This window comes from Roseiflexus sp., assembly GCF_057785375.1.
This window is the reverse complement of the sequence record NZ_JBYNRX010000097.1, coordinates 155,372-181,135: the sequence shown is the minus strand read 5'-3', so window position 1 is coordinate 181,135 and position 25,764 is coordinate 155,372. Positions and strand designations below refer to the sequence as shown.

31 protein-coding genes and 1 pseudogene are annotated in these 25,764 nt (G+C 59.3%); 14 read left to right on the top strand and 18 right to left on the bottom strand.

What is annotated here, in order from left to right:
• The 7 genes from AC3EA7_RS19795 (at nucleotide 1) to AC3EA7_RS19765 (ending at nucleotide 3,976) form a co-directional block, all read left to right on the top strand.
• A complete protein-coding gene (locus AC3EA7_RS19795) occupies nucleotides 1–531 on the top strand; it encodes a hypothetical protein (protein WP_488615823.1) in 531 nt (176 codons plus the stop codon).
• Entirely contained in the window at nucleotides 426–785 is a 360-nt protein-coding gene (locus tag AC3EA7_RS19790; RefSeq protein ID WP_488615821.1) for a CPBP family glutamic-type intramembrane protease, read from the top strand. Before AC3EA7_RS19795 ends, AC3EA7_RS19790 begins: the two co-directional genes overlap by 106 nt.
• A gap of 156 nt (nucleotides 786–941) precedes the next feature.
• Nucleotides 942–1,178, top strand: coding sequence for a hypothetical protein (locus AC3EA7_RS19785; protein ID WP_488615795.1), 237 nt, complete (start codon nucleotides 942–944; stop codon nucleotides 1,176–1,178).
• 51 nt (nucleotides 1,179–1,229) lie between these two features.
• A complete protein-coding gene (locus AC3EA7_RS19780; protein WP_488615794.1) occupies nucleotides 1,230–1,421 on the top strand; it encodes a hypothetical protein in 192 nt (63 codons plus the stop codon).
• An 11-nt stretch (nucleotides 1,422–1,432) separates the two neighbouring features.
• On the top strand, nucleotides 1,433–1,627 hold the full coding sequence (locus AC3EA7_RS19775) for a CPBP family intramembrane glutamic endopeptidase (protein WP_488615793.1): 195 nt from the start codon (nucleotides 1,433–1,435) through the stop codon (nucleotides 1,625–1,627).
• 97 nt (nucleotides 1,628–1,724) lie between these two features.
• Nucleotides 1,725–3,032, top strand: a complete 1,308-nt coding sequence (locus tag AC3EA7_RS19770; RefSeq protein WP_488615792.1) for a hypothetical protein — start codon at nucleotides 1,725–1,727, stop codon at nucleotides 3,030–3,032.
• A complete protein-coding gene (locus AC3EA7_RS19765; RefSeq protein ID WP_488615791.1) occupies nucleotides 3,029–3,976 on the top strand; it encodes a CE1 family esterase in 948 nt (315 codons plus the stop codon). Before AC3EA7_RS19770 ends, AC3EA7_RS19765 begins: the two co-directional genes overlap by 4 nt.
• 132 nt (nucleotides 3,977–4,108) lie before the next feature.
• Here the strand turns inward: AC3EA7_RS19765 and AC3EA7_RS19760 are convergent, their stop codons facing one another.
• The 4 genes from AC3EA7_RS19760 to AC3EA7_RS19745 all read right to left on the bottom strand — a co-directional run bounded on the left by AC3EA7_RS19760 (nucleotide 4,109) and on the right by AC3EA7_RS19745 (nucleotide 7,293).
• The gene (locus tag AC3EA7_RS19760; protein ID WP_488615790.1) at nucleotides 4,109–4,981 is read right to left on the bottom strand and encodes a CPBP family glutamic-type intramembrane protease; all 873 of its coding nucleotides are present in this window, start codon (nucleotides 4,979–4,981) and stop codon (nucleotides 4,109–4,111) included.
• Between the two features lie 42 nt (nucleotides 4,982–5,023).
• Nucleotides 5,024–5,698 carry a TIGR00266 family protein gene (locus tag AC3EA7_RS19755; protein WP_488615789.1) on the bottom strand — a complete coding sequence of 225 codons (675 nt, stop codon included), beginning with the start codon at nucleotides 5,696–5,698 and terminating at the stop codon, nucleotides 5,024–5,026.
• 15 nt (nucleotides 5,699–5,713) lie between these two features.
• The gene (locus AC3EA7_RS19750) at nucleotides 5,714–6,649 is read right to left on the bottom strand and encodes a CPBP family intramembrane glutamic endopeptidase (protein ID WP_488615788.1); all 936 of its coding nucleotides are present in this window, start codon (nucleotides 6,647–6,649) and stop codon (nucleotides 5,714–5,716) included.
• 107 nt (nucleotides 6,650–6,756) lie between these two features.
• On the bottom strand, nucleotides 6,757–7,293 hold the full coding sequence (locus AC3EA7_RS19745) for a helix-turn-helix domain-containing protein (protein ID WP_488615787.1): 537 nt from the start codon (nucleotides 7,291–7,293) through the stop codon (nucleotides 6,757–6,759).
• Nucleotides 7,294–7,943: 650 nt separating this feature from the next.
• Here AC3EA7_RS19745 and AC3EA7_RS19740 point away from each other — a divergent pair.
• Complete coding sequence (locus tag AC3EA7_RS19740; RefSeq protein WP_488615786.1) at nucleotides 7,944–8,597, top strand: transposase; 654 nt, start codon at nucleotides 7,944–7,946, stop codon at nucleotides 8,595–8,597.
• Nucleotides 8,598–8,740: 143 nt separating this feature from the next.
• A complete protein-coding gene (locus tag AC3EA7_RS19735) occupies nucleotides 8,741–8,884 on the top strand; it encodes a hypothetical protein (RefSeq protein WP_488615785.1) in 144 nt (47 codons plus the stop codon).
• 4 nt (nucleotides 8,885–8,888) lie between these two features.
• On the opposite strand, the gene AC3EA7_RS19730 is transcribed toward AC3EA7_RS19735, so the two are convergent.
• From AC3EA7_RS19730 to AC3EA7_RS19700, 7 genes and pseudogenes are all read right to left on the bottom strand, one after another.
• Nucleotides 8,889–9,215 (bottom strand): hypothetical protein, encoded by a 327-nt coding sequence (locus AC3EA7_RS19730; protein WP_488615784.1) that lies wholly within the window; start codon nucleotides 9,213–9,215, stop codon nucleotides 8,889–8,891.
• Nucleotides 9,216–9,269: 54 nt separating this feature from the next.
• Nucleotides 9,270–9,989 (bottom strand): annotated as a pseudogene (locus AC3EA7_RS19725) (YwiC-like family protein); the annotation flags it as partial.
• A 99-nt stretch (nucleotides 9,990–10,088) separates the two neighbouring features.
• Nucleotides 10,089–10,565, bottom strand: a complete 477-nt coding sequence (locus AC3EA7_RS19720) for a hypothetical protein (protein WP_488615783.1) — start codon at nucleotides 10,563–10,565, stop codon at nucleotides 10,089–10,091.
• Between the two features lie 7 nt (nucleotides 10,566–10,572).
• Nucleotides 10,573–10,896, bottom strand: a complete 324-nt coding sequence (locus AC3EA7_RS19715; RefSeq protein WP_488615782.1) for a cupin domain-containing protein — start codon at nucleotides 10,894–10,896, stop codon at nucleotides 10,573–10,575.
• Nucleotides 10,893–11,240: a hypothetical protein gene (locus AC3EA7_RS19710; RefSeq protein ID WP_488615781.1), complete on the bottom strand. Its 348-nt coding sequence runs from the start codon at nucleotides 11,238–11,240 to the stop codon at nucleotides 10,893–10,895. The genes AC3EA7_RS19715 and AC3EA7_RS19710 overlap by 4 nt, the downstream gene beginning before the upstream one ends.
• 33 nt (nucleotides 11,241–11,273) lie before the next feature.
• Nucleotides 11,274–11,657: a class I SAM-dependent methyltransferase gene (locus AC3EA7_RS19705; RefSeq protein WP_488615780.1), complete on the bottom strand. Its 384-nt coding sequence runs from the start codon at nucleotides 11,655–11,657 to the stop codon at nucleotides 11,274–11,276.
• A 90-nt stretch (nucleotides 11,658–11,747) separates the two neighbouring features.
• Nucleotides 11,748–11,990 carry a hypothetical protein gene (locus tag AC3EA7_RS19700; RefSeq protein ID WP_488615779.1) on the bottom strand — a complete coding sequence of 81 codons (243 nt, stop codon included), beginning with the start codon at nucleotides 11,988–11,990 and terminating at the stop codon, nucleotides 11,748–11,750.
• Between the two features lie 574 nt (nucleotides 11,991–12,564).
• On the opposite strand from AC3EA7_RS19700, the gene kynU reads away from it, so the two are divergent.
• Entirely contained in the window at nucleotides 12,565–13,815 is a 1,251-nt protein-coding gene (gene kynU, locus AC3EA7_RS19695) for a kynureninase (protein ID WP_488615778.1), read from the top strand.
• A 6-nt stretch (nucleotides 13,816–13,821) separates the two neighbouring features.
• Here kynU and AC3EA7_RS19690 read toward each other — a convergent pair whose 3' ends face one another.
• Complete coding sequence (locus tag AC3EA7_RS19690) at nucleotides 13,822–15,045, bottom strand: trans-sulfuration enzyme family protein (protein ID WP_488615777.1); 1,224 nt, start codon at nucleotides 15,043–15,045, stop codon at nucleotides 13,822–13,824.
• A 324-nt stretch (nucleotides 15,046–15,369) separates the two neighbouring features.
• Here AC3EA7_RS19690 and AC3EA7_RS19685 point away from each other — a divergent pair, with 324 nt between their 5' ends.
• Nucleotides 15,370–16,668: a (Fe-S)-binding protein gene (locus tag AC3EA7_RS19685; RefSeq protein ID WP_488615776.1), complete on the top strand. Its 1,299-nt coding sequence runs from the start codon at nucleotides 15,370–15,372 to the stop codon at nucleotides 16,666–16,668.
• A 31-nt stretch (nucleotides 16,669–16,699) separates the two neighbouring features.
• On the opposite strand, the gene AC3EA7_RS19680 is transcribed toward AC3EA7_RS19685, so the two are convergent.
• A complete protein-coding gene (locus tag AC3EA7_RS19680) occupies nucleotides 16,700–18,046 on the bottom strand; it encodes a CehA/McbA family metallohydrolase (RefSeq protein WP_488615775.1) in 1,347 nt (448 codons plus the stop codon).
• A gap of 919 nt (nucleotides 18,047–18,965) precedes the next feature.
• On the opposite strand from AC3EA7_RS19680, the gene AC3EA7_RS19675 reads away from it, so the two are divergent.
• Nucleotides 18,966–19,769, top strand: a complete 804-nt coding sequence (locus AC3EA7_RS19675) for an HpcH/HpaI aldolase family protein (RefSeq protein WP_488615774.1) — start codon at nucleotides 18,966–18,968, stop codon at nucleotides 19,767–19,769.
• Nucleotides 19,770–19,915: 146 nt separating this feature from the next.
• Entirely contained in the window at nucleotides 19,916–20,551 is a 636-nt protein-coding gene (locus AC3EA7_RS19670; RefSeq protein ID WP_488615773.1) for an HD domain-containing protein, read from the top strand.
• 155 nt (nucleotides 20,552–20,706) lie between these two features.
• Here the strand turns inward: AC3EA7_RS19670 and AC3EA7_RS19665 are convergent, their stop codons facing one another.
• The 5 genes from AC3EA7_RS19665 to AC3EA7_RS19645 form a co-directional block, all read right to left on the bottom strand.
• Nucleotides 20,707–21,495: a sirohydrochlorin chelatase gene (locus AC3EA7_RS19665; protein ID WP_488615772.1), complete on the bottom strand. Its 789-nt coding sequence runs from the start codon at nucleotides 21,493–21,495 to the stop codon at nucleotides 20,707–20,709.
• Nucleotides 21,496–21,725: 230 nt separating this feature from the next.
• The gene (locus AC3EA7_RS19660) at nucleotides 21,726–22,844 is read right to left on the bottom strand and encodes an MFS transporter (RefSeq protein ID WP_488615771.1); all 1,119 of its coding nucleotides are present in this window, start codon (nucleotides 22,842–22,844) and stop codon (nucleotides 21,726–21,728) included.
• The gene (locus AC3EA7_RS19655; protein ID WP_488615770.1) at nucleotides 22,844–23,005 is read right to left on the bottom strand and encodes a hypothetical protein; all 162 of its coding nucleotides are present in this window, start codon (nucleotides 23,003–23,005) and stop codon (nucleotides 22,844–22,846) included. Before AC3EA7_RS19655 ends, AC3EA7_RS19660 begins: the two co-directional genes overlap by 1 nt.
• A gap of 822 nt (nucleotides 23,006–23,827) precedes the next feature.
• Nucleotides 23,828–24,436: an SH3 domain-containing protein gene (locus AC3EA7_RS19650; RefSeq protein ID WP_488615769.1), complete on the bottom strand. Its 609-nt coding sequence runs from the start codon at nucleotides 24,434–24,436 to the stop codon at nucleotides 23,828–23,830.
• A gap of 139 nt (nucleotides 24,437–24,575) precedes the next feature.
• Complete coding sequence (locus AC3EA7_RS19645; RefSeq protein ID WP_012119378.1) at nucleotides 24,576–25,010, bottom strand: hypothetical protein; 435 nt, start codon at nucleotides 25,008–25,010, stop codon at nucleotides 24,576–24,578.
• A gap of 554 nt (nucleotides 25,011–25,564) precedes the next feature.
• On the opposite strand from AC3EA7_RS19645, the gene AC3EA7_RS19640 reads away from it, so the two are divergent.
• Nucleotides 25,565–25,756, top strand: a complete 192-nt coding sequence (locus tag AC3EA7_RS19640) for a hypothetical protein (protein WP_488615768.1) — start codon at nucleotides 25,565–25,567, stop codon at nucleotides 25,754–25,756.
• Nucleotides 25,757–25,764 lie beyond the last annotated feature (8 nt).

Genomic DNA, 25,764 nt, shown 5'->3' with positions numbered 1-25,764 from the left:
ATGTCCAGTCTTGAGGAATCCAATGCCCCCAAACAAGGGCTGGCGTTGCTCATCGGCATCATCGTAGCGACAATCCTGCTTCCCTTGCTGTTTTTTATGGTGATAGAGCATTGGGGGCTGGATGGCTTGCCGGTGTATTTTCTCCAATTGGGCATATATCTGTTGCTTTACCTGTTGGCATTTGTCGGGCTGAGGAGAGATAATATCCCGTTGCCTGTCAACGCACGCTTGATCTGGCAGGCTGTGGGGTGGACGCTGGCAGGTTGGCTGTTCTATGCGTTAACGGCCCACCTGTTGGGGCTGGTCAAATGGCCTGAAGCATTTCGGACCTTGCGCAGCGTTCCGACCTGGAAAATCGGGGCGCAAATCTTGAGCGCCTGGTTCTTTGTGGTCTCGGAGAGGAAGTCTTGTTTCGCGGCTGTTTTCTGGCCGGTTTTCGGCACTATTTCACCCAAGGGACGAGTCGTCGCCGAACAATTCTTGCGAGTGTCCTTGTCAGTGCGTTTTTCTCACTCTGGCATCTGCCGGTGAGAATATCCTGGCTGCTATCCGGCGAGTTGGATGCGGTCACGCTGGTGGTTAGTCTGATTATGCTGTTTTTGTTGGGCATAGGATTTGCCTATCTGTTCGTTCAGACCCGGAATATCGCGCTTGTGGGCCTGGTTCATGGGGTTATGGACTATCCATTGATTGGGCTGGAGACGCAGTTATCCTTTCTTGTGCTGTTAACTTGCCTCGGTCTTACCGTCATTGCCCGGTTGGTGCATGCCCGTCAAACAACGTAGGGAAACCAGCACTGTTGGGTAGGCGAAGGCAAGACCTTCGCCTACCCGGTCGCACTTCAGTCAACGATTTTTCGGATAGGCTCTGAGCGAAATTCCGCTCCTCTTGCGCTGAACGTTATGAGTGCGAGTCACCTCTGTCCCCTGTGCGGCGCGCCCATGCCTTTCGACCCGCGTTACCCGCGCGCCGTCTGCTCGCAATGCGCCGCGCAGGCTTGCGACGCCCAGGGCCGCCCGCTCGATTTCTACAACGAAGGTATGGGCGGCGGTTTCTATGCCGTCCTGCGCGAAAGCGGTCTGCCGTACCCTTCGCATGAGTGTTTCATTCGCGGCAGGCGCTGTTACGCCGATGAAGCCCGCTTTGGCGGCATCGTGATTCAAATTGTGGAAGCGTGATGCAATGGCGACTGCCGTCGAACGTCCGGACGGGCGGCTGAGTTGAATCCGGTGGAGATGGTCTGGAATCACAGCAAGGATGGGGAGCTGGCCAATGTCATTCCTCAGGATGTGGACGACGTGCAGCGTGCGGTCACGGCGGCGCTCGAGAACAAGGGTGCGCAGACGCAGCTGATTCGCTCGTTCTTCCAATCTGCCGGACTGGAATTGGAATTGTTCCTTTCAATTAACGAAAGTCAATAGTATGAGGTGGCTTGTGGCTGATCTGGATCCTCATCTCCGGGCTGGGCGAAGAGACGGGTTGGCGCGGCGTTGCCCTGCTGCGTGTGCAGGCGCGTTCCGGCGCGCGCGACGCCTCGTTCATGCCGGGACTGTTGTGGGCGGGCTGGCATGCCCTGGCGTTTTTCTCCAACGACGAACCCTCGCTCTTTGCTGTTGATTGCGCATGACAAGCCCTACTCTTCATAAAAAAACACATCTTCCTAACAATCTGCACACAGGCGCAGGATACCATCAGGACAGGTATTTATGCACCGGAGGTTCACCGTGAAAAATGGATTGATCCTGTTTGCCGTGTTGCTTACCATGCTTGGCGTGAATTGCCGCTTCAGCGTCTCAGACTCCTTGCCTGAACCGGCTTCACCAACCCCGGTCGAATCCGCCCAACCGACCACTTCCCCAATCCCCGCAGCATTTACTCCGCACACCGTCATGGTCGGCGACCCGGCGGTCAATTACGCCAACGTGGAGTTCACCGCCGATGGGCAGTACATGGTCTGGTTCGAGATGACCGACCAGCAGGGCAACGGCATCGTCTGGCACTGCGGCGTAGACCCGCACACTGGCGACTTGATCCCCGCCGACGGCAAGGGCTTTCGCGCTTTTGAAAGCACCATCTACGGGCGCGCTAACCCCGGCCTGGACGCCGACGGCGCGTACTACGTCGGCGCAGACCGGGACGGGAGTCTGATCCTCGTCCGCCCCAGCAGCCCCACGTCCGGCGAGATTCAATCGCTGCCCACCCCGCCCGACGCGCTGCGCCGCGCTATCTATCCCACTGTCCTGCCGGGGCAGGCGGGCGGCTATGTCTTCTGGATTCGGGACGAAAGCGTTCACGGCGCCGCCAACCCGCGCAACAACTGGGTGGAATTGCAATACATTTCGCTGGAGAACCCCACCGAAGTGCATGTCGTCGAACGGCAAACACGCCCGCGCCGAACCAGGTTTGCGCCGATGGATTCGGGCTTTGCCCGCTGGATGAAGGGCGAGTCCGCCCTCACATACGGTTTTGCAGCCGAAGACGGCACGGTGCAGGTGCGCATGCTCGACCTGACCCTGCCCAACCCCGTCCCGCAGGCGGTGACAGACGACCCCGGCGACAAAATAGACCCCTACGGCTGGTTCTGGAACGGGCAGGAGATACTCATCCCCGGCATAGACGCGCAGGCGCGGCTGCACGTCTATACCCGCGACTCTGGCGAAACACGGTTTAGCCTCGCCGAGACCATCGCCCCGCCTGCCTCGGGTTTATCCCACCCGGCGCTGGCGCAATCGGCGGAGCCGATTCTGTTCGGCGGGCAGGCATACGTTGCGTACCAGATCAACGAGGCCGGGCGCAATTTTTGGGACGTGACCTTCGGCAAACCGGGCGAAATCTGGTTTGCGACGCTGTTCCAATCACCGGGGCGGCAATGGCTGCTGACCGATTCGCTGACTGCCAAAGCCGAGCCGGAGCCGTTCGTCGGCGAGACGCAGGTGTGGGTGTTTTACAACGTGGCTGAAGGCAGCAGCGCGCGCGAGGCTGTCTGGCATTTGTACCGCGCCGAAACCCCGCTGCGGCAGGAGGGACCATGAAACGACTTTTTCTCCTTTCCCTGGCGTTTTTGCTGGCACTGACCGCCTGCGTCCGTCCGCAGACCGAGTCCCTGCGCCCTGGTAATCATGATCTTTCGATGACCGTAGACGGACTGGAACGCACCTACATCCTGCACGTCCCGCCGGCTGCGCGGCAGGGGCAGCGGCTGCCCCTGCTTATCGTCCTGCACGGCGGGGGCGGCAGCGGCCAGAAAATGCAGCGCTTTTTGGGCTTCGATGATTACGCCGATGAGCGCGGCTTTTATGTGGCCTATCCCGATTCGTACCGCTCTGCCGGGCAACATGCCGCCCACTGGAACGATGGGCGCGGCACGGAAGCAACTTCGGGCGTGGACGATGTCAAAGTCTTGCTGGAGATGATCGCCGACATTGGCCGTCGCGTCCCACTGGACGAGCGGCGCGTGTATGTGACCGGCGCCTCGAACGGCGGGATGATGACCTACCGCCTGGGCTGCGAGACGCAGGGCGTGTTCGCCGGTATCGCACCGGTGATTGCCAACATCCCGCAGCCGATTTTTGCGACCTGCGCCCCTACCGCGCCGTTGAACTTTCTGGCCGTCAACGGCAGCGCCGATCCGCTCATTCCATTGGAGGGCGGTAACGTTTGCGAGGGCATCCGCTTTGGCTGCGCAGGCGGGCAGGTCGTCTCGCAAGCCGAATCGGTGGGGCGCTTTGCCGCTGCCAACGGCTGCGACTCCGTGCCGCAATTGGTCAACCTGCCGGTGGAAGTGGCAGATGGCACATTTGTCGAACAGCAGACCTACGCCAATTGCGCGGACGGAGCGCAGGTAAGGGCATATATCGTCTACAACGGCGGACACACGTGGCCGCCGCGTCCCGGTCAACTGCCTGCGGCTGGCGCGCAGAGCGGCAATCTCGATACTACCCGGCTGATTGTGGATGCTTTCTTTTCGCAAAAGTGATATGTTATGGGCGCTTCTCTGTTGATCATCGGCGGCGGCCCTGGGGGGGTTAATGGCTGCCCGCACCGTCGTCGGACCGACCAGCCCTGCGAAAGGAAAGTCGTCATCGTTTCGCAGGGCTTGGTGCGTGAATTACCCTTGTGGCAGCGCTTTCTCGACCGAAACGAGATTTTTCCTGAACGTCATCACCACCACCGCCAGAGAAGAGACGAAGAGAATCGCCAGCCAGACGACCCCGCCCGTCTCGCCAAAGAGCGCGTTCATCCCATCGCCCAGCGTCCAGAGCAGATTGGTTGCCATGTGCGCCAGCACGGCGTACCAGAATCCCAGCCGAATGCGGATATACCCGAACACAAATCCCCCAATCAGTTGCGGTAGGATAAGCACGGGCGCGTACCACCAGGGTTCGACGTTGTAGTTGTAGTTGCTCAGGTGAACAAAGCCGAACACAATCGCCGCCACATAGTAGTACACTGCAACGTAACGGCGGAAGAAATCGGCGTAGGGTTTCCCGCCTCGTTGGCGCAGATAGAAAAACAGCGTGATGACGGCGCCGATTATCAGGTAAAAGGCGATTCTCACCAACACGAGGAAGTCATCCGCCAGCCCCACCTCTCTCAACTGACCGGTAAACGGCAGCGGTGCGTACTGCGTTGTAATCAAGGCAAACGAGATAAAGAAGAAGAGCGGATTCGGGGCCAGCCAGAGCCGAAATGTCACCTCTTCGATGAGGGGCGCAACGAAAATTCCCGCCAGGGCTAGCATAAAACCCAACTGCGCAACAGCCTCTCCTGCATGTTGCGCCTGCACCGAGATCAGCGCTTCAATGGGGGCGGTCACCAGTGTTACAAGAATGCCAATCAGAATGTCCAGCGCAACGATAACCGCCATAACCAGAAGTTTCTGCTTGAGCGGAGCAGATATGGTCTCTGCGTTTGGACGCCGCAGGAAAGCAAAGAAATCAAGAATCGGGTTGGAGATGGTTTGGGTTTGGTTGGCGTTCATATCTGGCCTTCTTTCTCACGAATCGGGATGTCGGTCAGCCTCTCATTCTTTGGTGCGCGGCAATTGCGGAACAAGCCAATCGAGAAAGGCGCGGGGGGAACGGGTCTGCAAGAGAACCCGCCCCGGCCCGCGCAACTGTACGATAAAGCCTTCGCCGCTAAAGAGGGTGGATTTCAACCCGCCGACAGGCCGGTCTGCAACGGTCATGTCGGCGCTGAACGCAACGAGATGCGTGGAGTCAACGATGTACGTTTCTCCGTCCCTCAGCACCTTTTCGTGAATGGCGCCATACGATGAGAGCAACAGCTGGCCACGACCAAAGATTTCCAAAATGGCGAGACCTTCCATTGCCTCGAAGGCTTTCAGGCTAAGCTTCGCATTAACCTCGATCCCCCGTTCCGAAGCCAGATACGAGCCAGTCTGCACCAGCAGCCGCTCATTGTTCAGCGTCAGAGTAAAGACATCGCCGGGCAATTCAGGAGCGAAGGTAATCTCGCCACCCTGCGGCGGGGCGGTAAAGAAATTCTGAAAGAAGCTCTCGCCGCCAAGAATGGCGCGGCTGAGCGATTTGAACAGACCGCCTTCCGCTTTCGTCTCTAACGTGATTCCCTCCGACATGCTGACCATCGCGCCGGCCTCGGCCCGAATTTGCTCATTGGGGGCAAGCGTTACCACGCCGAGCGAATAGGATGGACGATACAGAATTTCGACTTGCATAGACATTTCGCCCTTCTACCGAAGAAAAACTTCCACCGAAGCGTCTTGCGAGGTTTGGCTGGATTTCGGCCAAACGACCATCAGCGCGCTGCCCAGAACCAGCACAATCGTCACTGCCAGCCCGCCTTCGGGACCGAACGCACCGCCGGTGAACCAGTCGGGTCCGGTTTCCATCAGGTCGAACAGCGTGCCAACCCCGGTCTCCTGCCCGCTGACCGCCAGCCCAAACAGGTTGCCCTGCGCCCAATTCCAAACGGAGTGAAAGGCGCAAATGCCCCACAGCGATTCTTCGCGCAAGGCGTATAGCGCGGCAAACAGCCCGTACAACATCAGGTTGACCAGCGCCAGAATGCTCACATTGGGGTTGAGACCGTGCATGACGGCAAAAAAGAGCGAAGAGAGCAGAATGCCCAGCCAGGGGCGATAGCGCGCGCTGATGACCGGCAGCATCCAGCCGCGCGTCAGCACTTCTTCCGCCGCGCCCTGAATGAACCAGCCGGGCAGAAAGATGAGCAGCACGCCGCCCAATGCCGCCAGTCCCGCCCGCGCCGGGTCGCCGGCTTCGGGGGCAACATAACCGAAGAGCGCCATCAGCCCCACCGACCCGCCAAAAGCCAGCACACCAATCAACAGGCCGCGCCCATACTGGAACAGCGCGCCGCGCCGCTCGAATCCCAGCGTAGCAAACGGGCGCTTCTCGTAGCGCCATACCCACAGCCAGACGAGCACAATCAGCGTGCCGAACGACACAGCCAGCAGCAAGCCCATGAAAAGCCCGGCCAGCAAAGGCGGCTGAGCCGCCATTTCCGACTCGGAAAAGCCAGCTAGCGCCATCTGCGCCAACTGCACCGGCAAGCCAAACAACGACGAGACGAGCAGCATCACGCTCGCCAATGCAAAGACGCCCCACCACGGGGTAAGCCACCGCCCCTGCCAGGCTAAATCGTACATCGGTTATTTGTTATCCAGGTTGGCATAAACACCTCACGAATAAGGTATGGATTGATAAAAACGGGGATGCTGCACACACAGTCCAGGCGCGCGCTGTTTGAGAACGATTACTCTTCTTCAGCGGAACCCGCCGGATGCGCCATGATGAACATGCGGTATTTCCTGCGTCCAGGCGCCGGGGGTGCGGCTTCCAGCTCTTTCAACAGCTGATAAATCGTTTCACGCGCCTGAACAAACTCCTGCTCGGAGGCATAAAACACGTGGTCGCGGACGGCGATGTTTTTGTCGCATGGGTCGCCACTCGACAGAATGTAGCGCATAAGTTCTTGCGCCACGCTGTTGCCGTACAACTGCACGTGATCGGCAAACTGCTCGAGGCCTTCGGGCTGGCTGATATCCGCGGGGTCAATCAGTTCGTTGACCGCTGAGAAGAAACGCTCCTCGATCCCGTTGACCAGGCGCGTGCGTGTGACCACAATAACGCCTGCTTCGAGCATCTGATGAATGTGCCGATAGAGCGAAGGCTTGGGGACATCAGGAAGGCGCTTCGAGAGTTGATTGATGGAGAGTTCCCCGGCATGCAGCACCTGAAAGATGCGCATGCGGACCGGATGGTTGATAACGGCGAAGTTTTTGAGTGGCATGGCTGGGATGATAGTTATCAATTCTTATATCGACATCGAAAATGATAACAGGTTTGGCTTTGGATGTCAAGGGTGATGAAGGCGGAATAGCAATTCCAAATTCCGGTGACAGAAGCGCCCGATGAGCGAAGCGTCACGCCGCCGGCACGGCGAGTGCGCCCGCCGTCAGCCCTGCGGTGAGGAGAAAGACCTACACTGCCTGCTGCGTTTTTGCCAGACCTGATTCAGAAATACAGATGTGATATGATAGGGGCGTTTACTGCTTGGCGGTGCGATACGTCTCGATATTGCGCGCAGCCGAACTGGTTCAGCACGGCAAACTAGAAATTCGCGCCTATCCCTTGCGGAACATTCACGCCAAAGTATACATCGTCACGTTAAAGAAGGTGACCGCGATGGCGAGTGATTACCAGATCGAGCAACCTGACCCGGTCAGGCTTAGTGGATAATCTCGAACTCCCGTTACACGCTGCTTCTCTAGCTTTTGTATACGCTGTATGAGCTAATGGAGGAAGAGATAGAACTTGTCGAGCGCAGCATGTAGGTCGGAATGAATTCCGATCGCCGTAGAGAGGCGGCATGGAATTCATTCCGCCCACCATATGACATAGTGCGGCATTCATTCCGACCTATGCAGAGAGGAACATAGCGTGAACAACGAACCTAACATGACAGAACGTATACTGCACTACAGGCGCAAACTTCCCCACTGGCAACCCGAAAGCGCAATGTTTTTCATTACCTTGCGGCTGGCAAATTCTCTGCCTAGTCATATCGTGCAAGCATTACAGGCAACTCATGAGCGTGAACAGCACATCATCCACGCCAAACCCAGCAGCGCAGACCAAGCCAAAGAACGGCACACCTTGGACAAAAAATACTTCGAACATTTCGACGCATGGCTCGACCGCTGCGTTGAAGAAAGCCCGCGCTGGCTAGCGGATGAGCGCATGGCACACATTGTCGCCGATGAAATTCACAGGCTAGACGGGCAACGATACCTATTGATAGCCTATTGTCTCATGCCCAACCATATCCATTTGGTCATTAAGACAACAGAACACTCCTTCAAACCAGCGCATACAGGAGTCACAGCCAAATATCCGCTCACAGACACCATGAAACGGCTCAAAGGCCGCACGGCGCGGTTATGCAATCAAGTGTTAGGAAGAAGCGGCTCGTTTTGGCAAGCTGAAAGTTATGACCACGTTATCCGCAATCAAAAAGATTACGAAAATGTCGTCTGGTACACGCTCAACAACCCTGTCAGAAATGGGAAGACTGGCAGCACACATATTTTGTAGGTCGGAATTAATTCCGACCTACGTGCAGGCAAGAGGCATGTGCTCACTGCTTTTGTATTGGGCTGTTTGCCGGGCTGCTGTACACCTTTCAGCAGGGAGGCATTCCCACCCTCAACACGCTCACTGCGGTCGAGTACGCCAAAGTGGAACGGGGTCTGACTCGCGCGCTCGACGCCTTCCTCACCGGCGTCACTGTGGTGGCGAATCTGGCAATGCTGCCGCCGCTGTGCTCGTTGGCGCGTTTGTGGAAGGAGCGCCGCTCGTTGTACTGGCGAGTTCTGGGATAACCTCTCAGTAGATAAACTCTTCGAGGTGATGCAGCGCCACTTTCACTCCGCCGCCGCAGACGCTCCGTGCGCCGGATTTGAGGCGCTCGAGTTGCTGGCGAATGGCGTCGGTGTTCAGCGGCTCGCTCTGCGCCTCGCGCAATGACTGCATATACGGACTATCAGGCGGCACAATCAGCGGCGATATGTATACTAGATCGCCGTCTCCTAGATTCATCGCTGCCAGCGCATCGAGCGAATGGGCGACGTGCGCTGCCGCCAGGCGTGTTCCTCCCGCACCTGCCAGCAAAATAATGCCCATGTTGATACCGGCGGATTTGATCGTCTGCACAGCCTCGACGCAGGCTGCCGGAGAACCGGGCTTGTTCGATGCACGCAGTATCCCTCACCAACCCATTGAGAACCCCACAGCGATTGCGGCGACGGTGAGCAGGCTAAACCCCAGTTCCTGCACCCCTACCATAGCAGTTGGCGTCTTCAGGCTGCGCGGCAGCAACCCGATCGCCGCGCGCGCCAGGAGGATGACAAAGGCTGCTGCTGCGAGCCACGGAACGAGATTGATCGTCGCCAGCCCGGCGACCGCCGCCAGTGCGATGGCATGCGCCAGATAAACCGGCGCGCGCGCAGCGGGAACATTGCGCGCCAGGCGAATCCGGGCGCGCACATAGATGATTGCAGCAGTTGCTTTGAGCGCCAGCAGCAGCCAGAGCATGAGCGCCGGGATGAGTTGCCATCCGCCGCACAGCGCCAGCGCCGCTGCCAGTGACGCGAGCGCATTCGCACCACAGACCTCCGCCGCCAACGACCGGCTCTCTTTGAGCAGGTCGTAGCGGAACTGCACGAGTGCGAGCGGCGCCGCCAGCAGCAGCGGCAACCAGAATGGATGCGCCGTCGTCAGCCAGGCGGCAAGGAACGCCAGCAGCGCGCTGATGCCGTACAGCGCGACGAATCGCTCCGCCCACGCCGTGCGCGGATAGCGTTTGCCGCGCTGCCGGTCGCCGAGCGCCAGTTTGAGCGGTTGGCGCGTCAGAAAGACACCCAACGCCGCCAGGCTCAGCCAGAACCCCGCAAGCGACGGTGCCGCCCACATGCCAAGGATGATCGGCGCGCCAAGAAACCCCTAGCCGCCATGTTCAATCGGGAGAGCAATCGGGCGCAGCCGCACCGAACCAGGAGTTGTTTCCGCCATACCAGCCTCCTCTGGCTACCACTCCCAGCCCAGACGCACCAGCGGTCGCTCGTGCGGCGTCCAGGGCCAGGGGATGGCGGCAAATGCAATCAACAGGCTGATCGAGAAGAACAGCGCGGCGCGCCGGTGGCGATCCGCATCATTGCGCCCCCTATGCGCCAGCGTGCTGCCCATATGCGCCAGACTCAGCGCAACAACCATCTGCACGCTATGTTCAACGACAAAAAAACGGAGTGATGGTTCACGCATCACCGCATCCAGGTTCGTCCAGGCCAGTTGCGCAACTGAGTCGGGCAGGCAGTAAAAGACCCCGCCGATCAGCAGTTGCAGCGAGAGCGTCAGGGCGAACCAGCGTCCAGCGCGCTGATCGGCGGAGGTCCATGGATGCGCGCTGAACCAGCCGCGATAGGCGCGGTACAGCGCCCAGATCGCAGCGATCAGCGTCACCCAGCGCATCAGGTTGTGGAGTGTGAGTAGGGTGAGATAGAGCATGTGGCGGTCAACCCTTTGCTTCTCTCAGCAACAGTAACAGCATGATTACCGGCGTTCTGGCATGAATGCTGTGCGGCAGGTGCGCTGGCATATGCATCCACGTGTTTGGCTGCGCATCAATCGTATCGTTCCCGAGCGTCACCCGCGCCTCACCCTGAACGAAGTGCATGATCGCCGGCATCGATGCAGTGTGTTCCGACAGTTCCTGCCCAGCGGCGAAGCCGAACAGCACGACTTTCAGTCGCTCGTCCTGGTACAGGGTACGGCTGATCGTACCGTCTTCGGGAATAGTAACCTGTGCTGCCAGATTGACAAATGTTGTGGCGTTCATACAACCTCCCCTGGTTTGACCGCTATGAGTGAGATGGCTATTAGATGATCCTGGTACGTGTGAAAGACGCGCCGCATTGCCAGGATGCGCTGGCGTGCCGCCGGTGTGCGAAGAATGTTGAAGAGAATCTGCAGCGCCCGTGCCAGTCCTTCATCTTGAATCATCCGCTTTGGTTCCAGCAGGTGCATCGGCGCAGTGAACGCTGTGCATACCTGAAATCCTTCAGACTCCAGAATGGCGCGCCATTCCGGGGAGGTCAGCGGACGGGCGCCGACGTGAATTGCTGTGGAGAGATCGCGCAGAATGGCATCTTTTGTTGCTTCGCTTAAGTCATCGGGGGTCAAACCCAATTCATGAATGCCGTATCGTCCGCTGGGTTACAGAATACGATACGCCTCGCGGATAATGCGCGCCTTCTGCCCTGGTGTGTGCATCGTGAGCATCGCCTCACCATAGACGACCGTCGTCGATGCGGCGTCCAGTCCGGTTTCTTCGGCGCTCCCCACCAGACAGCGGTGGCGCGTATCGGTCAGAAACGATCGCACGCTCTCTGCAGCAGCTTCATCACGCTCAATGGCAGTATATGACGCTGGTTGACGTGCAAGTGTCAGGCGCGCCGTTACACCCAGACCCGGCGCAAACTCGACAACGTGATCGGTTGAGTTAATGGCTAGTGCATCGAGCATCTTCCGGGTCAACTCAAGACCGCCGGGACGCAAGACACGCTTGCCCATCCGTGCTAACAGCCAGTGTCCGGGCATTTTTGCAATATCTAGGTGTGCGCCGGGTATCTAAGTCGTCTTTTCTTCTGACATGCTGAATCTCCTGCCATCTGTTACGGTTCTCCGCGATCAGCGCACATCATCACGGGCGTGCATCGCCGTCTCGTCTGCTGGCGACCGATATGTTTCCCGGTTCAGCCGCTCCACGGTGCGGGTCACAATCTCGACAATCGCCGCGCGCGCCGGCAGCGGCAATGACTCGCCGCTCTCTTGATGATCGGCGCTGCGTCGCTCGATTTCCTCATCGAGCAATCGATTGACCAGCGCCGTCAGACAACCGTTGCGTGGTATGGATACGGTAGCAGGCAGCATAACGCCCCTCCTTTACGATATCTCCTCCGTCGCTGTATGGCGTGACCGTTGTGCACTTCCGGGGTCGCAAGATTGCGTTGATTGGCGGTCAGGAACGCGGCGCAAGACCGGGGGACGCTGACGGCGCGCCTGGATGCGTGCAGCGGCAGTTACACCGATCAGCCAGCAGCACAGGGAAAGAATGCCCAGCGCAAGCGCGATTTGAAGGAGTGTGATCCAATCGACTGGAGTTGCGCCGGGCATTATGGGTTCCTTGTACGAATAATAGTGATGGTTCAAATCTGTAGAGTTAGCATATCCTAATAAAATCGATTTGTCAATATAAAACAGAGAAAATAGACCAACACATAATCTCCACATGTTCTATGCTATAATGCCGTCCACTTTTACTGTGCCGCACCGTAGCATCCTGACGGACTTTGAAGACATGCTCCACGATCTGCGCACTCGCCTGGCGACCGAAGTCGCAGGCTCCGGAAAGCGGCTCGCCTGCGCGGGCTAGACCGGGGCGAGAACGGATGAATGGCTCGAAGACTGTTAGAAAGCCATCGGAGACGCCTGGAAGGAGATCGCCATGGGTTACGATGTTCCGGTTTCTCGTACCACACTCATCGCGCGCGACGCCGCCGATCCGCTGGCGCGCTTTCGCACGCTCTTCCACATACCCGACGATCTTGTCTACCTGGACGGCAACTCCCTCGGTCCACCGCCGCAGCGCACCATCGAGCGCATGCAAGAGGTCATTCAGGAAGAGTGGGGACGCATGCTCATCCGGGGATGGACGGCGTGCGACTGGATCAATGCGCCAGCGCGCATCGGCGGCAAGATCGCCCGTCTGATCGGCGCCCGCCCGGACGAGGTAATCTGCGCCGACTCGACCTCGGTGAACCTGTTCAAAACGTTGGCGGCGGCGCTGGCGCTGAACCCGGATCGGCGCGTAATCCTTTCAACGCCGGATAACTTTCCGACCGACCTGTACATGGCGCAGGGGTTGATCCGGCATCTTGGCGGCGTCCACGAACTGCGGCTGGCAGACGGCGAGCGGATCGAGGAGCAGTTGAACGATCAGGTTGCCGTACTGCTGTTGACCCACGTGAACTACAAAACGGGGCGCATGTACGATCTGGCGCATCTGACGCACCAGGCGCACGCCTGTGGCGCGCTCGCATTGTGGGATCTGGCGCACTCAGCCGGAGCGGTTCCGGTGGACCTGAACGGCGCTGATGTCGATTTTGCGGTGGGGTGCGGCTACAAATACCTCAACGGCGGTCCCGGCGCGCCCGCCTATCTGTTCGTTGCGCGCCGATGGCAACCGGCGTTCAGTCAGCCGCTCTCAGGGTGGATGGGGCATGCCGCGCCCTTTGCCTTCGACCCCATCTACGAACCTGCGCCGGGGATCGGGCGCTACCTGTGCGGCACGCCGCCGATCCTCAGTATGATTGCGCTCGAATGCGGTATCGACCTGCTGCTCGAAGCCGACATGCAGCAGGTGCGGGCAAAATCACTGGCGCTGACCGACCTCTTCATTCACCTGGTCGAAATGCGCTGCGCCGGGTATGGGCTGGAACTCATAACCCCGCGTGACCGTGCCCTGCGCGGCAGCCAGGTCAGTTTTCGTCACCCTCAGGGGTATGCGCTGATGCAGGCGCTGATTGCCGCAGGAGTCATCGGCGACTTCCGCGCACCTGACATTGTGCGTTTCGGATTCGCGCCGCTCTACCTGCGTTTCGTCGATGTCTGGGACGCAGTTGACCGCATGCTGCACATCCTCGAAGCACGCGCCTGGGATCGCGACGAGTTTCGGCAGGTGAAGCAGGTGACATGAGAGGGGTTAGGGGTCCTCTCCCAATGCCTGTTGCAGGTCTGCAATAATGTCGGCGACATCTTCGATCCCCACCGAGAGACGCACCATGGCATCAGTGATGCCGCGCGCCGCCCGCTGTTCCGGCGTCAGTTCCCGGTGCGATGCGACGGCTGGCGCGCTCGCCAGTGTATAGACATCTCCCAACGTTGTGGCGGGCAGAATGAGTCGCAGCGCATCAAAGAAACGCGGCAGCGTCGTGCGGTCCGCCCCGCGCAACTCGAAGGTCACCAGTGCGCCGAACAGTCCGCCGAACGCCTCTGCCGCCAGCGCATGCTGCGGATGGGTTTCGAGACCCGGATAGTGAACCGACGCAACCGCCGGATGACGCATCAGCCACGCAGCAATCTCAGCAGCCGAACGGCACTGCTGCCGCACGCGCAATGCCAGCGTCTTCAAGCCGCGCAGAATCTGATGCGCCTCGAACGGTCCCAGCGTAGCGCCCAGCAACCGCGCCTGACGGCGCAACGTATCACGCACCAGGCTGGTGCGCGCCACAACCACGCCGCCGCCGACATCGCCGTGCCCGCCGAGGTACTTCGTCGCGCTGTGAACGACCAGGTCGGCGCCAAGGGTCAACGGTTGCTGCAGGATTGGCGTCACGATCGTGCTGTCCACTACCAGGCGCGCGCCGACCGAACGCGCACGCTGCGCCAGCGCGCGAATATCCACGACGCGCAGAAGCGGATTCGATAGCTGCTCGACCAGCACCACATCGGGCTGAACCTCTTCCAGTGCTGCATCGACGGCATTCAGGTCGCACATATCACAGGTTGCAATGTTCGTTCCGCGCGCAGCAAAGAACTCCTGGAGCAGAAGGGTAGTAGCGCCATACATATCGCGCGCCGCCAGGATCGCGCGCGGCGCGGGCGCGGTGGCGCCACGCGGCGTGCCGGCCGCCAGCAGCGCCGCGTACAGCGCCGCCATCCCCGACGCAAACACCACCGCGCCCGCGCCGCGCTCGGCGATTGTCATCGCTTCCTCCAGTGCGGTCACGGTAGGGTTGCCGTGGCGGGTATAGACATACCCGCTATCGCTTTCGAGCGCGTCATCGAGCGCTGCAAAGTTGGGATGCACATACGTTGCACTGGTGTAGATTGGCGTTACAGTTGGCGTAGCAGCCGGCGCTGGCGCGCGCTCGCCGGCATGGACCAGGCGGGTAGGCAGACGCCATTCAGGTTGCTGAGTGTTCATAGTCAAACCCCGGCAAAGGATGCTCGCGCTATCTTATCATGATCCGGCACGATTTGTAGTACAATGCGCGGAAGCGAAGATACGGAGTCACAGAAACAGCCGTCCACCCTCGGATTCCCTGCGGTCCCTGGAAACAGGGATAGGGATTGTTGTTGCTCTATGTGTATTTGATTCACATATGAGGGACGATTAAGAACACACAATCGCTCGTGGCTGGCGGTTGGCATGGACCAGGGACGTCCGTAGCGGGAGATGAACCGCCTCTGGAGTCACGCAATGTCGCTCAGGAATCTCGCCGTTCTGTAACAAGCAGCCAGGAGTGTTATGAGCCAGGTTATCGAGTTGCTGCAGAGCAAGGAGTATCGCGCAAAACTGGATCAGTGCATCCACTGCGGACTCTGCCTCCAGGCATGTCCGACCTACGATGTGTTTGGCACGGAGATGGACTCACCGCGTGGTCGGATTGCGCTGATGCGCGCGGTCAGTGAAGGCAGGATCGCAGAAGATCAGGTCAATGGCGCATTTGCAACACATATCACGCGCTGCCTGGCGTGTCGCGCCTGTGAAACGGCCTGTCCGTCCGGCGTGCAGTATGGCGCGCTCCTCGAACCGGCGCGTGAACTGGTCGAGCGCCATCGCGCCGTCTCACCGGCTGAGCGTGTGTTGCGCTGGGTGGGGCTGTATCAGTTGACGCCCCATCGCAAACGCCTGAAACTGCTGGCAGCGACGTTGTGGCTCTACCAGAAAACCGGTCTCCAGAAACTCGTTCGTCGCGTGAATGTGCTGCCGTCGCATCTGCGCGCGATGGAGGCGATCATTCCGCCGCTCACACCGTGCTATGTCGATTACCGCGCACCCGCTCCCGCTGCCGGCGAGCGACGTGGACGGGTGGCATTCGTTATCGGGTGTATCCAGGAAGCGTTTCTGGCGCCGGTCAATCAGGCGACGCGCCGGGTGCTGCGGCGGAACGGCTTTGAGATTGTGACGCCAATGGCGCAGACATGCTGCGGTGCGGCGCATGCCCACGTTGGCGATCTTGATGCGGCGCGTGCGCTGGCGCGGCGCAATATCGATGTGTTTCTGGCGGAAGACGTGATGGCGATCATTGTCAATGCCGGCGGGTGTGGCCTGGCATTGAAGGAGTATCCGCATTTGCTGAAAGACGATCCGGTCTATGCCGAACGGGCGCAGCACTTTGCGTCACTGGTGTGCGATGTGAACGAGTTCCTCGCCGATCACCTGCATCATCCGCCGCGCGGGGAAGTCCGTGTTCGCGCCACCTATGTCGATTCGTGCCATCTGCGCCACGGACAGCGCGTCTTGCGCCAGCCGCGCGACCTGCTCCGCGCTATTCCTGGTCTGGAACTGATCGAACTGCGCCAACCCGACCGCTGCTGCGGCAGCGCTGGCGTCTACAATATCGCCCAACCCGAGATCGCCGATCAGGTGCTCGACGCCAAGATGAGGGATGTTGCGGCAACCGAAGCAACGCTGGTCGTCACCGCCAATACCGGCTGTCACCTGCAACTGATCGCAGGCGTGCGCAAGGCCGGGTTGAACGCCAGGGTCATGCACGTCGTCGAAGTGCTCGATGAATCCTACCGGCGTGAACAGGTGCGATAAGATCTGCGTGTTTCACGTGAAACACGTGTGCTTATTCTTCGGGAGCAAAGTAGATCGGATTCGTCACCGCCAGCAATTCACCGTTCGCTGCACGGATCTCGGCGACGCACCACTGCGCGGCGCCTTCGTTCAGATTCCAGGTGCGCTTCCCGGCAGGCGTGGCGATGTCTTCGCTGAGTTGCGCGCCATCGGCGATCAGGCGCAGCCGCGCATTGGCGGGAACATCCCGCCAGTGCGCGTGGATCGCCGCCGTGCCTTTGGGAAGCGTGTCTCCCATCATCGCAGTTGTGTCGCCGCTCACACCGGTCAGCTCAAGCGCCGGACCGCTGCTCAGGTAGAGCCTGCCGTGCGCGACTGCGCGCAGGATCGCGGCTTCATCGCGGCGCGCGGCATAGACGACGTTGAATCCGGGGCGCGCCTCCGGCGGCGCCTGACCGTGTGCGTCGGTTCCGGCAGTTGCCGTCAGGTGCAGTCCCCAGTTCAACCACTCATACCATAGCGCGAGGGCCGCTTCATTGTTGCTGTCGCCGTTCCATAAGCCATTCCACACCTCAACCGCGTGCGCCGCGCCCGGCATCATTTCGACATACCGCCAATCGCAACCGGTACAGGATGGGTCGCCAGGCGCCAGCGGATGGGCGATGACGAACAACCCGCCTTCTTTCTCGATTTCGGCGGCAATCTGCGGCATGCTGCGTTCACCAGGGCGAATGCGCCAGTCGATCCAGCGGCGTGTTCCCAGGCTCAACGCATGTCCCCAGAACGTGGTGAGTTCCATCCCTCCCATGACCAGCAGGTCGTCGGTCGTCAGCATATCGATATTGCGGAGTTGCGACATCGTGTTGTGATCGGTGAGTGTGACAAAATCGAGCCGGCGGGCGCGGGCTGCGGCAAGAAGATCCGGGATGTCCCAATCGCCATCCGAATGAATCGTATGCGCGTGGAGGTCGCCACGGCGCCAGCCGCGCCCCGGCGTCCTCACCGATGGGACCGTCGGCACTGGCGCAGGTTCTGCCACAGGCTCATCGGTCGCGCGAATCTCAAGGGTATAGCGACACGGTGCGCCAGGCGCTACCATGTGCGTATCGATCACCGCGTCCCACAGACCGGATGGCAGCGATCCGGGGAGGTAGCCGGGGGTGGCGTTGGCTGCATCGATGACAACGTCATGCTGCGCGCCGCTGCGATGCCCGGCGCCACGGAATCCCGCCGGGTCGAAGAGTGAGAGGCACAGCATATTCTTGACGCCATCGATAACCGGCGGATCGAAACGCAACCGGATGAAGAGCCGGGTTGCGCCAGCAGGAACCTCGAACGGATGACTGATGTGTCGTTTCCAGTCGCGTTCGGTCAGAATACCCTCGAATGCTGTGTGCATACCTCGTTCAACCTTGTAGGTAAGGGTTAGGGGTTACGAGAACCAAGAACCGAGAACCAGGAACCAAGCACTGAGCGCCGGGAAAGGGTCAGGATTAGATTGCTGAGTCCACTGCAAGAAGGCTTCACTACCAGGGACCCGAAGCGCACGAAGGTGATAAAGCGCATTTCCTTCGTGTCCCTTGGTGACCTTCGTGGTTACTGCACACCGGCTGAACCACCAGGGACCCGAAGCGCACGGCGGGGAAGAACCATGAATCGCATGTCCTTCGTGTCCCTTGGTGACCTTCGTGGTTACTGCACACCGGCTGAACCGCCAAGGACCCGAAGCGCACGAAGGTGATAAAGCGCATTTCCTTTGCGTCCCTTTGTGACCTTCGTGGTTACCGCTTTGTGCCGTGAAGTAACCACCAAGGACACGAAGTGCACGAAGGGGAAGAACCATAAAGCGCATGTCCTTCGTGTCCCTTGGTGACCTTCGTGGTTACTGCACACCGGCTGAACCGCTAGGGACCCGCAGCGCACGAAGGGGCAAGAAGCGCATGTCCTTCGTGTCCCTTGGTGACCTTCGTGGTTACTGCACACCGGCTGAACCGCCAGGGACCCGCAGCGCACGAAGGGGAAGAACCCATGAAGCGCATGTCCTTCGTGTCCCCTGGTGACCTTCGTGGTTAAGGTGAAGAAACATGAAGCGCATTGCCTGTGTGTCCCTTTGTGACCTTCGTGGTTAGCTTTTTGCAGTGAAGTCATCGCTGGACTTCACCTGGACCGATTCCCTTTCAACCTTCCATCCCGTTACCAGCCGCCTTGCTGCCATATGCAACCGTTCCACCTTTCGCCTTGCGTTACCTTCCCACGTTGCGCCGTCCTGCGCATCCTAGTCTAAACCGCGGTAGAATGCAAATGAAAGGAGAAATGACATGCTGCCTATCAACCATGTGAAGCAAGCGCTCAAATCCGGTCAGTCAGTCTATGGAACCATGCTCGTCGAAAGCGCGTCTACGGCCTATGTCATGATGCTGGCGCATGCCGGGTACGACTTTGTGTTCATCGATATGGAACATGGAGTCTATGATCTCGGCGAGGTTGCCGGGATGATCAGAGTGGCGCGTCTGGCGGGTTTGACCCCGCTGGTGCGCATTCCCGATCTGGCATACGATCTGGTTGCACGCGCACTCGATGCCGGCGCAATGGGGGTGATGCTCCCGCGGGTCGAAACTGTCGAACAGGCGCAGACGCTGGTGCGGTATGTGAAGTATCCGCCGGTCGGCGTGCGTGGCGCCGCTGCCGGGCGCGGGCATACCGACTACCGCAGTGCGGGACCGCGCGACCTGGTGCGTCATATGAACGAGCATACGCTCGTCGTTCTCCAGATCGAACGGGTGGAAGCCGTGCGCTGCATCGATGAACTGTTTGCCGTTCCGGAAGTCGATGTCGGGCTGATTGGACCCTTTGATCTGACCATCTCGTTGGGCGCTGCCAATGTCACAGATCCCGAAGTGGAAGCCGCTATTGCGCAGGTGCTGGAGGCGGCTCAGCGTGCTGGCGTGGCGTGTGGGATTCACAGCAGTGACCCGCGCGAGGTGGCGGCCTGGAAGCAGCGTGGCATGACGATGCTGATGAGCGGCAGCGATGCTCAGTTCTTCCATGCAGGCGCGCGCCAGGCGCTGATCGCTATGCAGCAGAGCGAATCCGCGCCCATGACGCATTCCGAAGCAGTATAACGTATCATGTACTAGCCTGCTGCGCATGCATATCCTTGCCAGGTAGCATATAATGACAGGAAGGTGATGGGTGCGTTGGTTGACAGCCGCAATGACAGCGCTGAAGATCGCCCCTTCCATGGATGTGTGTCTGAGGACAGACGAGCATGACTGAACCGGACTTCGAGAGCGCACGTGCATACGCTCTCATACGACTCGCCAGAGAACTGCCGGAAATAGTAACGTATCATTCACTGCAACATACCCGCGATGACGTTGTGCCGGCCGCCGAACGTCTGGCGCACGCCGAGGGAGTTAATGGAGAAGACCTCTTGCTGCTGCGTACCGCAGCATACTTTCACGATCTCGGATTTGTGGTGCGCCGCGAAGGGCATGAACTGGCAGGCGCCGAAATTGCGGCGCAGGTATTGCCAACCTTTGGGTACACACCAGAGCAGATTGAAAAAATCTGTCGCATGATCATGGCGACACGCATTCCTCAGTCACCGACCACGTTGCCAGAGCAAATCCTGGCGGACGCCGATCTCGATACGCTTGGCAGCGATCATTTCTGGCGGCAAAGCGAGAAGCTGCGTGCTGAAAATGAAGCGTTCGATGGCCCCATGAGCGATGTGCAGTGGTATGCAACTCAGGTGGCATTCATCGAGAACCACCGCTACTGGACGGCATCGGCGCGCGCAAGGCGTGAACCGCGTAAGCAAGAACATCTGGCACAGTTGCGCAGACTGCTCGAACAGGCGCTGCACCATGCTTCTGTTGCACAGGAACCTGACCCCTCCTGATGGACGTATTTACCTCATAACTTCACTGCAAAAAGCTAACCACGAAGGTCACAAAGGGACACACAGGCAATGCGCTTCATCACCTTTGTGCGCTTTGGGTCCCTGGCGGTTCAACCGGTGTGCAGTGGACTCCCCGAATGCAAAAGCATGGCGTGCTACCCGTGGAGGCGCACCCGGTCAGCAATTGCTTTCAATAATCGTCGGTCATACGCCAGGTGTTCCGCCTGAACGACGATAATGTCCGGATATCTGGCGCGTATTTCGTCAATGGCGCGTTCAATGGCGGCAGCGACAATTGTACCCTGCTCCAGTACATATGGCGCGATGATCACCCACCGGCATCCCTGCGTCATCAGTGCTTCAAGTGGTGCGTGCAGGTCCAGTTCGTCCTGATCGATGGCACAAAAATGAATACCGATGTAGCGTGGCGTATGGTGGTGCAATGCCAGCACTTCCTCCTTTAGCGTCGCCGGAATGCCTGCCGGGCTGTCGATGACGATGACAAGCCCGATAACGTGTTGCTGCTGCCATGGGGGCCAGGAAGTGCGCTGCTGATGCCCCCATAGATGATGGGCGGCAACATAATCCGCTTCGATAACGCGCTGGACGAGCACCTCCGCCAATGCAGCATGATGACCCAGCGGCCCGGTGATGCGGAGCGCGATGTGGGGATTCGTCTGATGCACGCTGTCCGCCAGGCGTTCCAGTTCCGCCCGATCGTGCTCTGACAGCGTCAGCGCATAGGGCACGATAACGATGTCCTGGGCGCCCTGAACGATACACTGAGCGAGCGCTTCGGCGAAGGAAGGGCGCTGGTGATGGACAAAACAGGCGGTGACCATTGGTGCAATGCCTGCAGCGCGACAACGCGCTGCGAGACGAATGAGTGACGCCCCTGCTCCGGGCGCCGTCTGCCCGCGACCAACCAGCATAACAGCACGCATGCAACTCTTATGACCCTGCGAGGCATTGTTGTTCATACACCTCAATTTACGCGGTATTCCTGCCAATGGATGGAAGGAAGAAGAAACGTCAGAGGGCGCAGCGCCACAGGCGCGCGCCCTCTCGTGGCAAACGCAACGTCATCAGTGCGATAAAACGTTACGATCGCTATGGATTGCGCCGTGATACAGAATGTGCACTCGTCATCCGGCGCTCATCGTCGCCGCCAGTATCACTCCGTCTCCATACGTCCGATAACCACGCCTCCCTGCGGCTGTTCGACCGGCTGCCGGATTGTGGGCAACAGCGCCGAACCGACGACCATGACCGCCAGAGCGATCAGGACGCCCCCCAGATAGTATGGCGCTCCGGTGTCGATGCTGTCGAACGTCACTCCGGCGAAGATCGGACCGATAATCATCGTCAGGCTCGTCACTGCCTGCGTGCCGCCGAGCGTCGTTCCCTGCTCGTGGGCGGCGACCCGGCGCGAGATCAGGCTGGTGAGCGACGGCGTCGCCATACCGCTCCCAATCGCTACCACACCCACGACCGGGAAGAGCATCCATGCCTGCGGTACAAAAGCGATAGCGACAAACCCGATCGCCATGAGCGTCAGTCCCGCAATGACAAGCCGCGCTTCGCCGAAGGCAAGCACCAGACGGCGGATGAGCACACCCTGCATCAGAACGGCCAGCAATCCGACCAGCGTAAAAATGAGCGCATTGTCGAGCGGACCAAACCCAAAGCGGACATCGCTGAACACCGCAAAATTGCTCTGCAGGCTGGCAAATGCCAGGTTGAGGAGAAATACGCCGATCAGCAGCGGCCGGAGGCTTGGGCGTCGCACCAGCGCCTGTACCCGCTCCAACGGATTCACGCCGCGCACCGGCGTAACTGTCCGACGCTCAGGCGGCAGTGACTCCGGCAGATTGAAGTAGCCGAAGATAACATTGACCAGCGCCAGTCCAGCCGCAAAGAAAGCCGGCGTCGCCAGGCTGATCGTGCTCAACAACCCGCCAAGCGCCGGACCGAGCATAAATCCCAATCCAAACGCCGCTCCGATCATGCCCATTCCCTTCGCTCGTTCTTCGGGAGTGGTCACATCGGCAATATACGCCTGCGCCGTTGAAATGCTTGCCCCGGTGATGCCGCTCAGGATGCGACCCAGGAACAGAATGGCCAGAACGGTCTCCACGCCAAGGAATGAAAGATATTCCGCGACGCCGAACAGCGCATACGACAGAGCGCTGCCTAGCAAGCTGAGGATCAGGATGGGTCGTCGTCCATACCGGTCCGATAGTGCGCCGAGCACCGGAGCGAACAGGAATTGCATCAGCGCAAATGATGCCATCAACAAGCCGACAACGATGGCGCGATTGTTTGCCAGCCATGGAATGCTCGATTGCTCGACGATTTTGCGTAGTATGGCATCAGCGGTAAGACAATACCGACGCCGAGAAGATCGATGAGCACGGTCAGGAACAAAAAGAGCTTCGGTGAACGCGGTTTCATTGTTACTCCTGGTTTGCTTGACTGTTCAGTAAACCTCACGAACATATCATAGCCCAATGTCGATGTCTTGTCAATAGCTTGCAAAGATTTTGTAGGGGAAAGTATCCTGATAATGGCAGGAAACATATCACCGGCGCTCGCCATCATGGCAGACTCTGTCGGAACAGGTCTTAACCTTTCCTTCTATGCGCTTATGCGTGACTACAATACTGAAGAAGGCGTCCTGACACCACCAGGATATTCGAAGGTTCGGTTCGCAAGGCGCAACCGTCGACGCGCACCGGCAGTCGGGGATGGCATGACCGCGCATCGGCATCAGCAGACCCAGCGGTGCTTCCACTTGCGGTGAGCATGGTCGAACCGCGTCTCAGCGAGGGCTTTCGTCCGCAGCGCCAGGCGTCCCGCTGCACCCACCGGCAGTCGTGAACGCATGACGGTGCACTGGCATCAGAATTGTATCTTTGAACGGGAGTTAGTGTGAGAAATAAAAAAGCGCAGCCCAATTAGGGCTGCGCACAACCTAACTCTTGCCTGCTCCTGATGCGAGCAGGCGTCCGTCAGATGTTCACATGAGCCAGCGACCTATTCCTCGGTTGGTTGTGTTTCAGGATTCGTCACCCACGTATACACCAGCGACACCGCCAGGGGGAGAAACGGAACCAGCACGAGAAAGAACATGAAGGTTGCGACCATCCAGTTCATAGGAGACCTCCATCGACATCAGCACCAATACTGATTATACGACGTCTTGACCAGAGTTGGAAGTACGAACGCGCGTGACATTTGCTGCGACTTCGATATACAAATCCTCCACATCATCGCTCATTCCACCGGTATGAGCCAGACGACGCCTTCGAGCGATTGCTGCGCCGCCCACCCCGTTCCCTCACGCCCTTCGACGCGCCACCAGATATACTGATCGGCAAGAACCGGTCCCTCCAGGATGCGCACCCGTTCACCTTCTGCGAATGCAACGCGCACCGGCGCTTTCAACCCTGGCGCTGCGCGTCCACGCAGGGCGCGTCCCTCGGTGTTCGCCACCTGTGCAAACCCATCGACCCGCAGGGTCAGCACTACAGGCTCAGGCGTCGCGTCCGGCGTCGCCGTTGGGAACAATGGTGTGCGGGTAGGACGTGCCGTTGCAGTCACAGCCGTGTCAGTAGCGGGCATTGCGAGGATGGCGGGGTCTGTCTCCTGGCTGTTGTACCAGATGCCGCTAACAACAACGATCAGTGCAATGGTCAGCGTCGTTCCCCCCAGCAGCGCCATCCGACGACCGTCTGCCAGCGCTGACCAGATCGGGCGACGCATACGACGCTGCGCCTGATCATAGCCCCGACGGTAGTGGTAGTAATGCTGGTAATAGAACGGGTGCAGCTCGCCGCGCTCGGCATCCGCCACGCCACGTTCGTACATGTCTTCACTGCTCATTGGCTCGTGTCAAGCGCACAACCGAACGCTGGAGTTCTCGCCAAACCTGCAGACAGACCACCAGCAGAAAAACAGGTGAGAAACGGACGGTAATGCACGTATCCCGCAGAACCGCTGCTGTTCGGGGATGTCACCCGTCCTATGTCAATACCAGATCGGCGCGCCCCATCTCGCGCAGCAGACGCGGATACATTTCATACATGGGCTCAACAGCGGGCAGGAGTTTGAGAATCTTGGGGATGGGTCCCTTTGCAATGATCTGACGCCGCGCCAGCGCTGTCATCAGGTTGATTTTGCCGTGCCAGAACTGATGGGCAATATCGGCTTTCATGCTCATTTCAACATCCGGTTTCAACCCGGTATCGTCGCCCCATAACACATCGAAATATGCCCCGGGTTGTGTTGGCGGAGCAGCGGCATTGATGGTCACGACTGCGCGCGGATCTTCATAGCGGAACTGGATCACGAGATGCGAGTCGCGAATCTTCGGCGCGATGCGCGCGTCGCACTTCGCCTGATCGTACAACGTGCTCAGACACTGATGAAGCTCAGCATAATCCTTGAACACAGGCATACCTCTTCCTCCTGAAGGCAGTTGTAGAATTGGGGGTGGTTATGATTATAACATACTGAGGTCCATGGAACGCAAGGCATGAGGCACGAGGCGGGCGGTGCGCATTCGTTCTGCGGTTCGCTGGCGGCGAAGAGGCGTCGTACACGTGCCGATGTCCGGCGAACGTTGTATCGTTCGCTTTGGGCATCGGGACGCCTTGAAAGTTGACGCCATATGCCGCTCTGCACCGGTCTGCCTGGCGACTGACGTCGCAGGTTGTGGACGGCAAAGCCCGCCTGCACGGGGTAGACCGGGCGATGCCGGATGATGTGCTCACAAACCGTCACGGTCAGAGGAGTGCGGTGGGATCTGTCCTTTTGTTCATCAGGAAGCCGCTCTCGGACATATGGGTAATGGATCGTGCAGAAGAAGAGGGCTGGGAGATAAGGGGAAAATAGTTATAGAGGCGCCAATACGCGCAAAAGGTTGCCCGGGTCCAGGCGGCGATCAGTCAGCCACGATGTTCGCGCGCCCGGCGCTCACGGCGCCACGTTCCACACCGCGCATCGGCAGTCGTGGACGCTGACCGCGCCCTGGCATCAGCGGTCCCGGCAGGGCTTGCACTTGCGGTGAGCGCCGTCGAACCGCGTGCGGTGAGCGCCATCGAACCGCGTGCGTTGAGCACGGTCGAACTGCGTCCTCAGCGAGGGCTTTCACCCGCAGCGCCCTGGTGTCCTGTTGCGCGCCCCGGCAATAATGGTTTTTGAATGCCTAT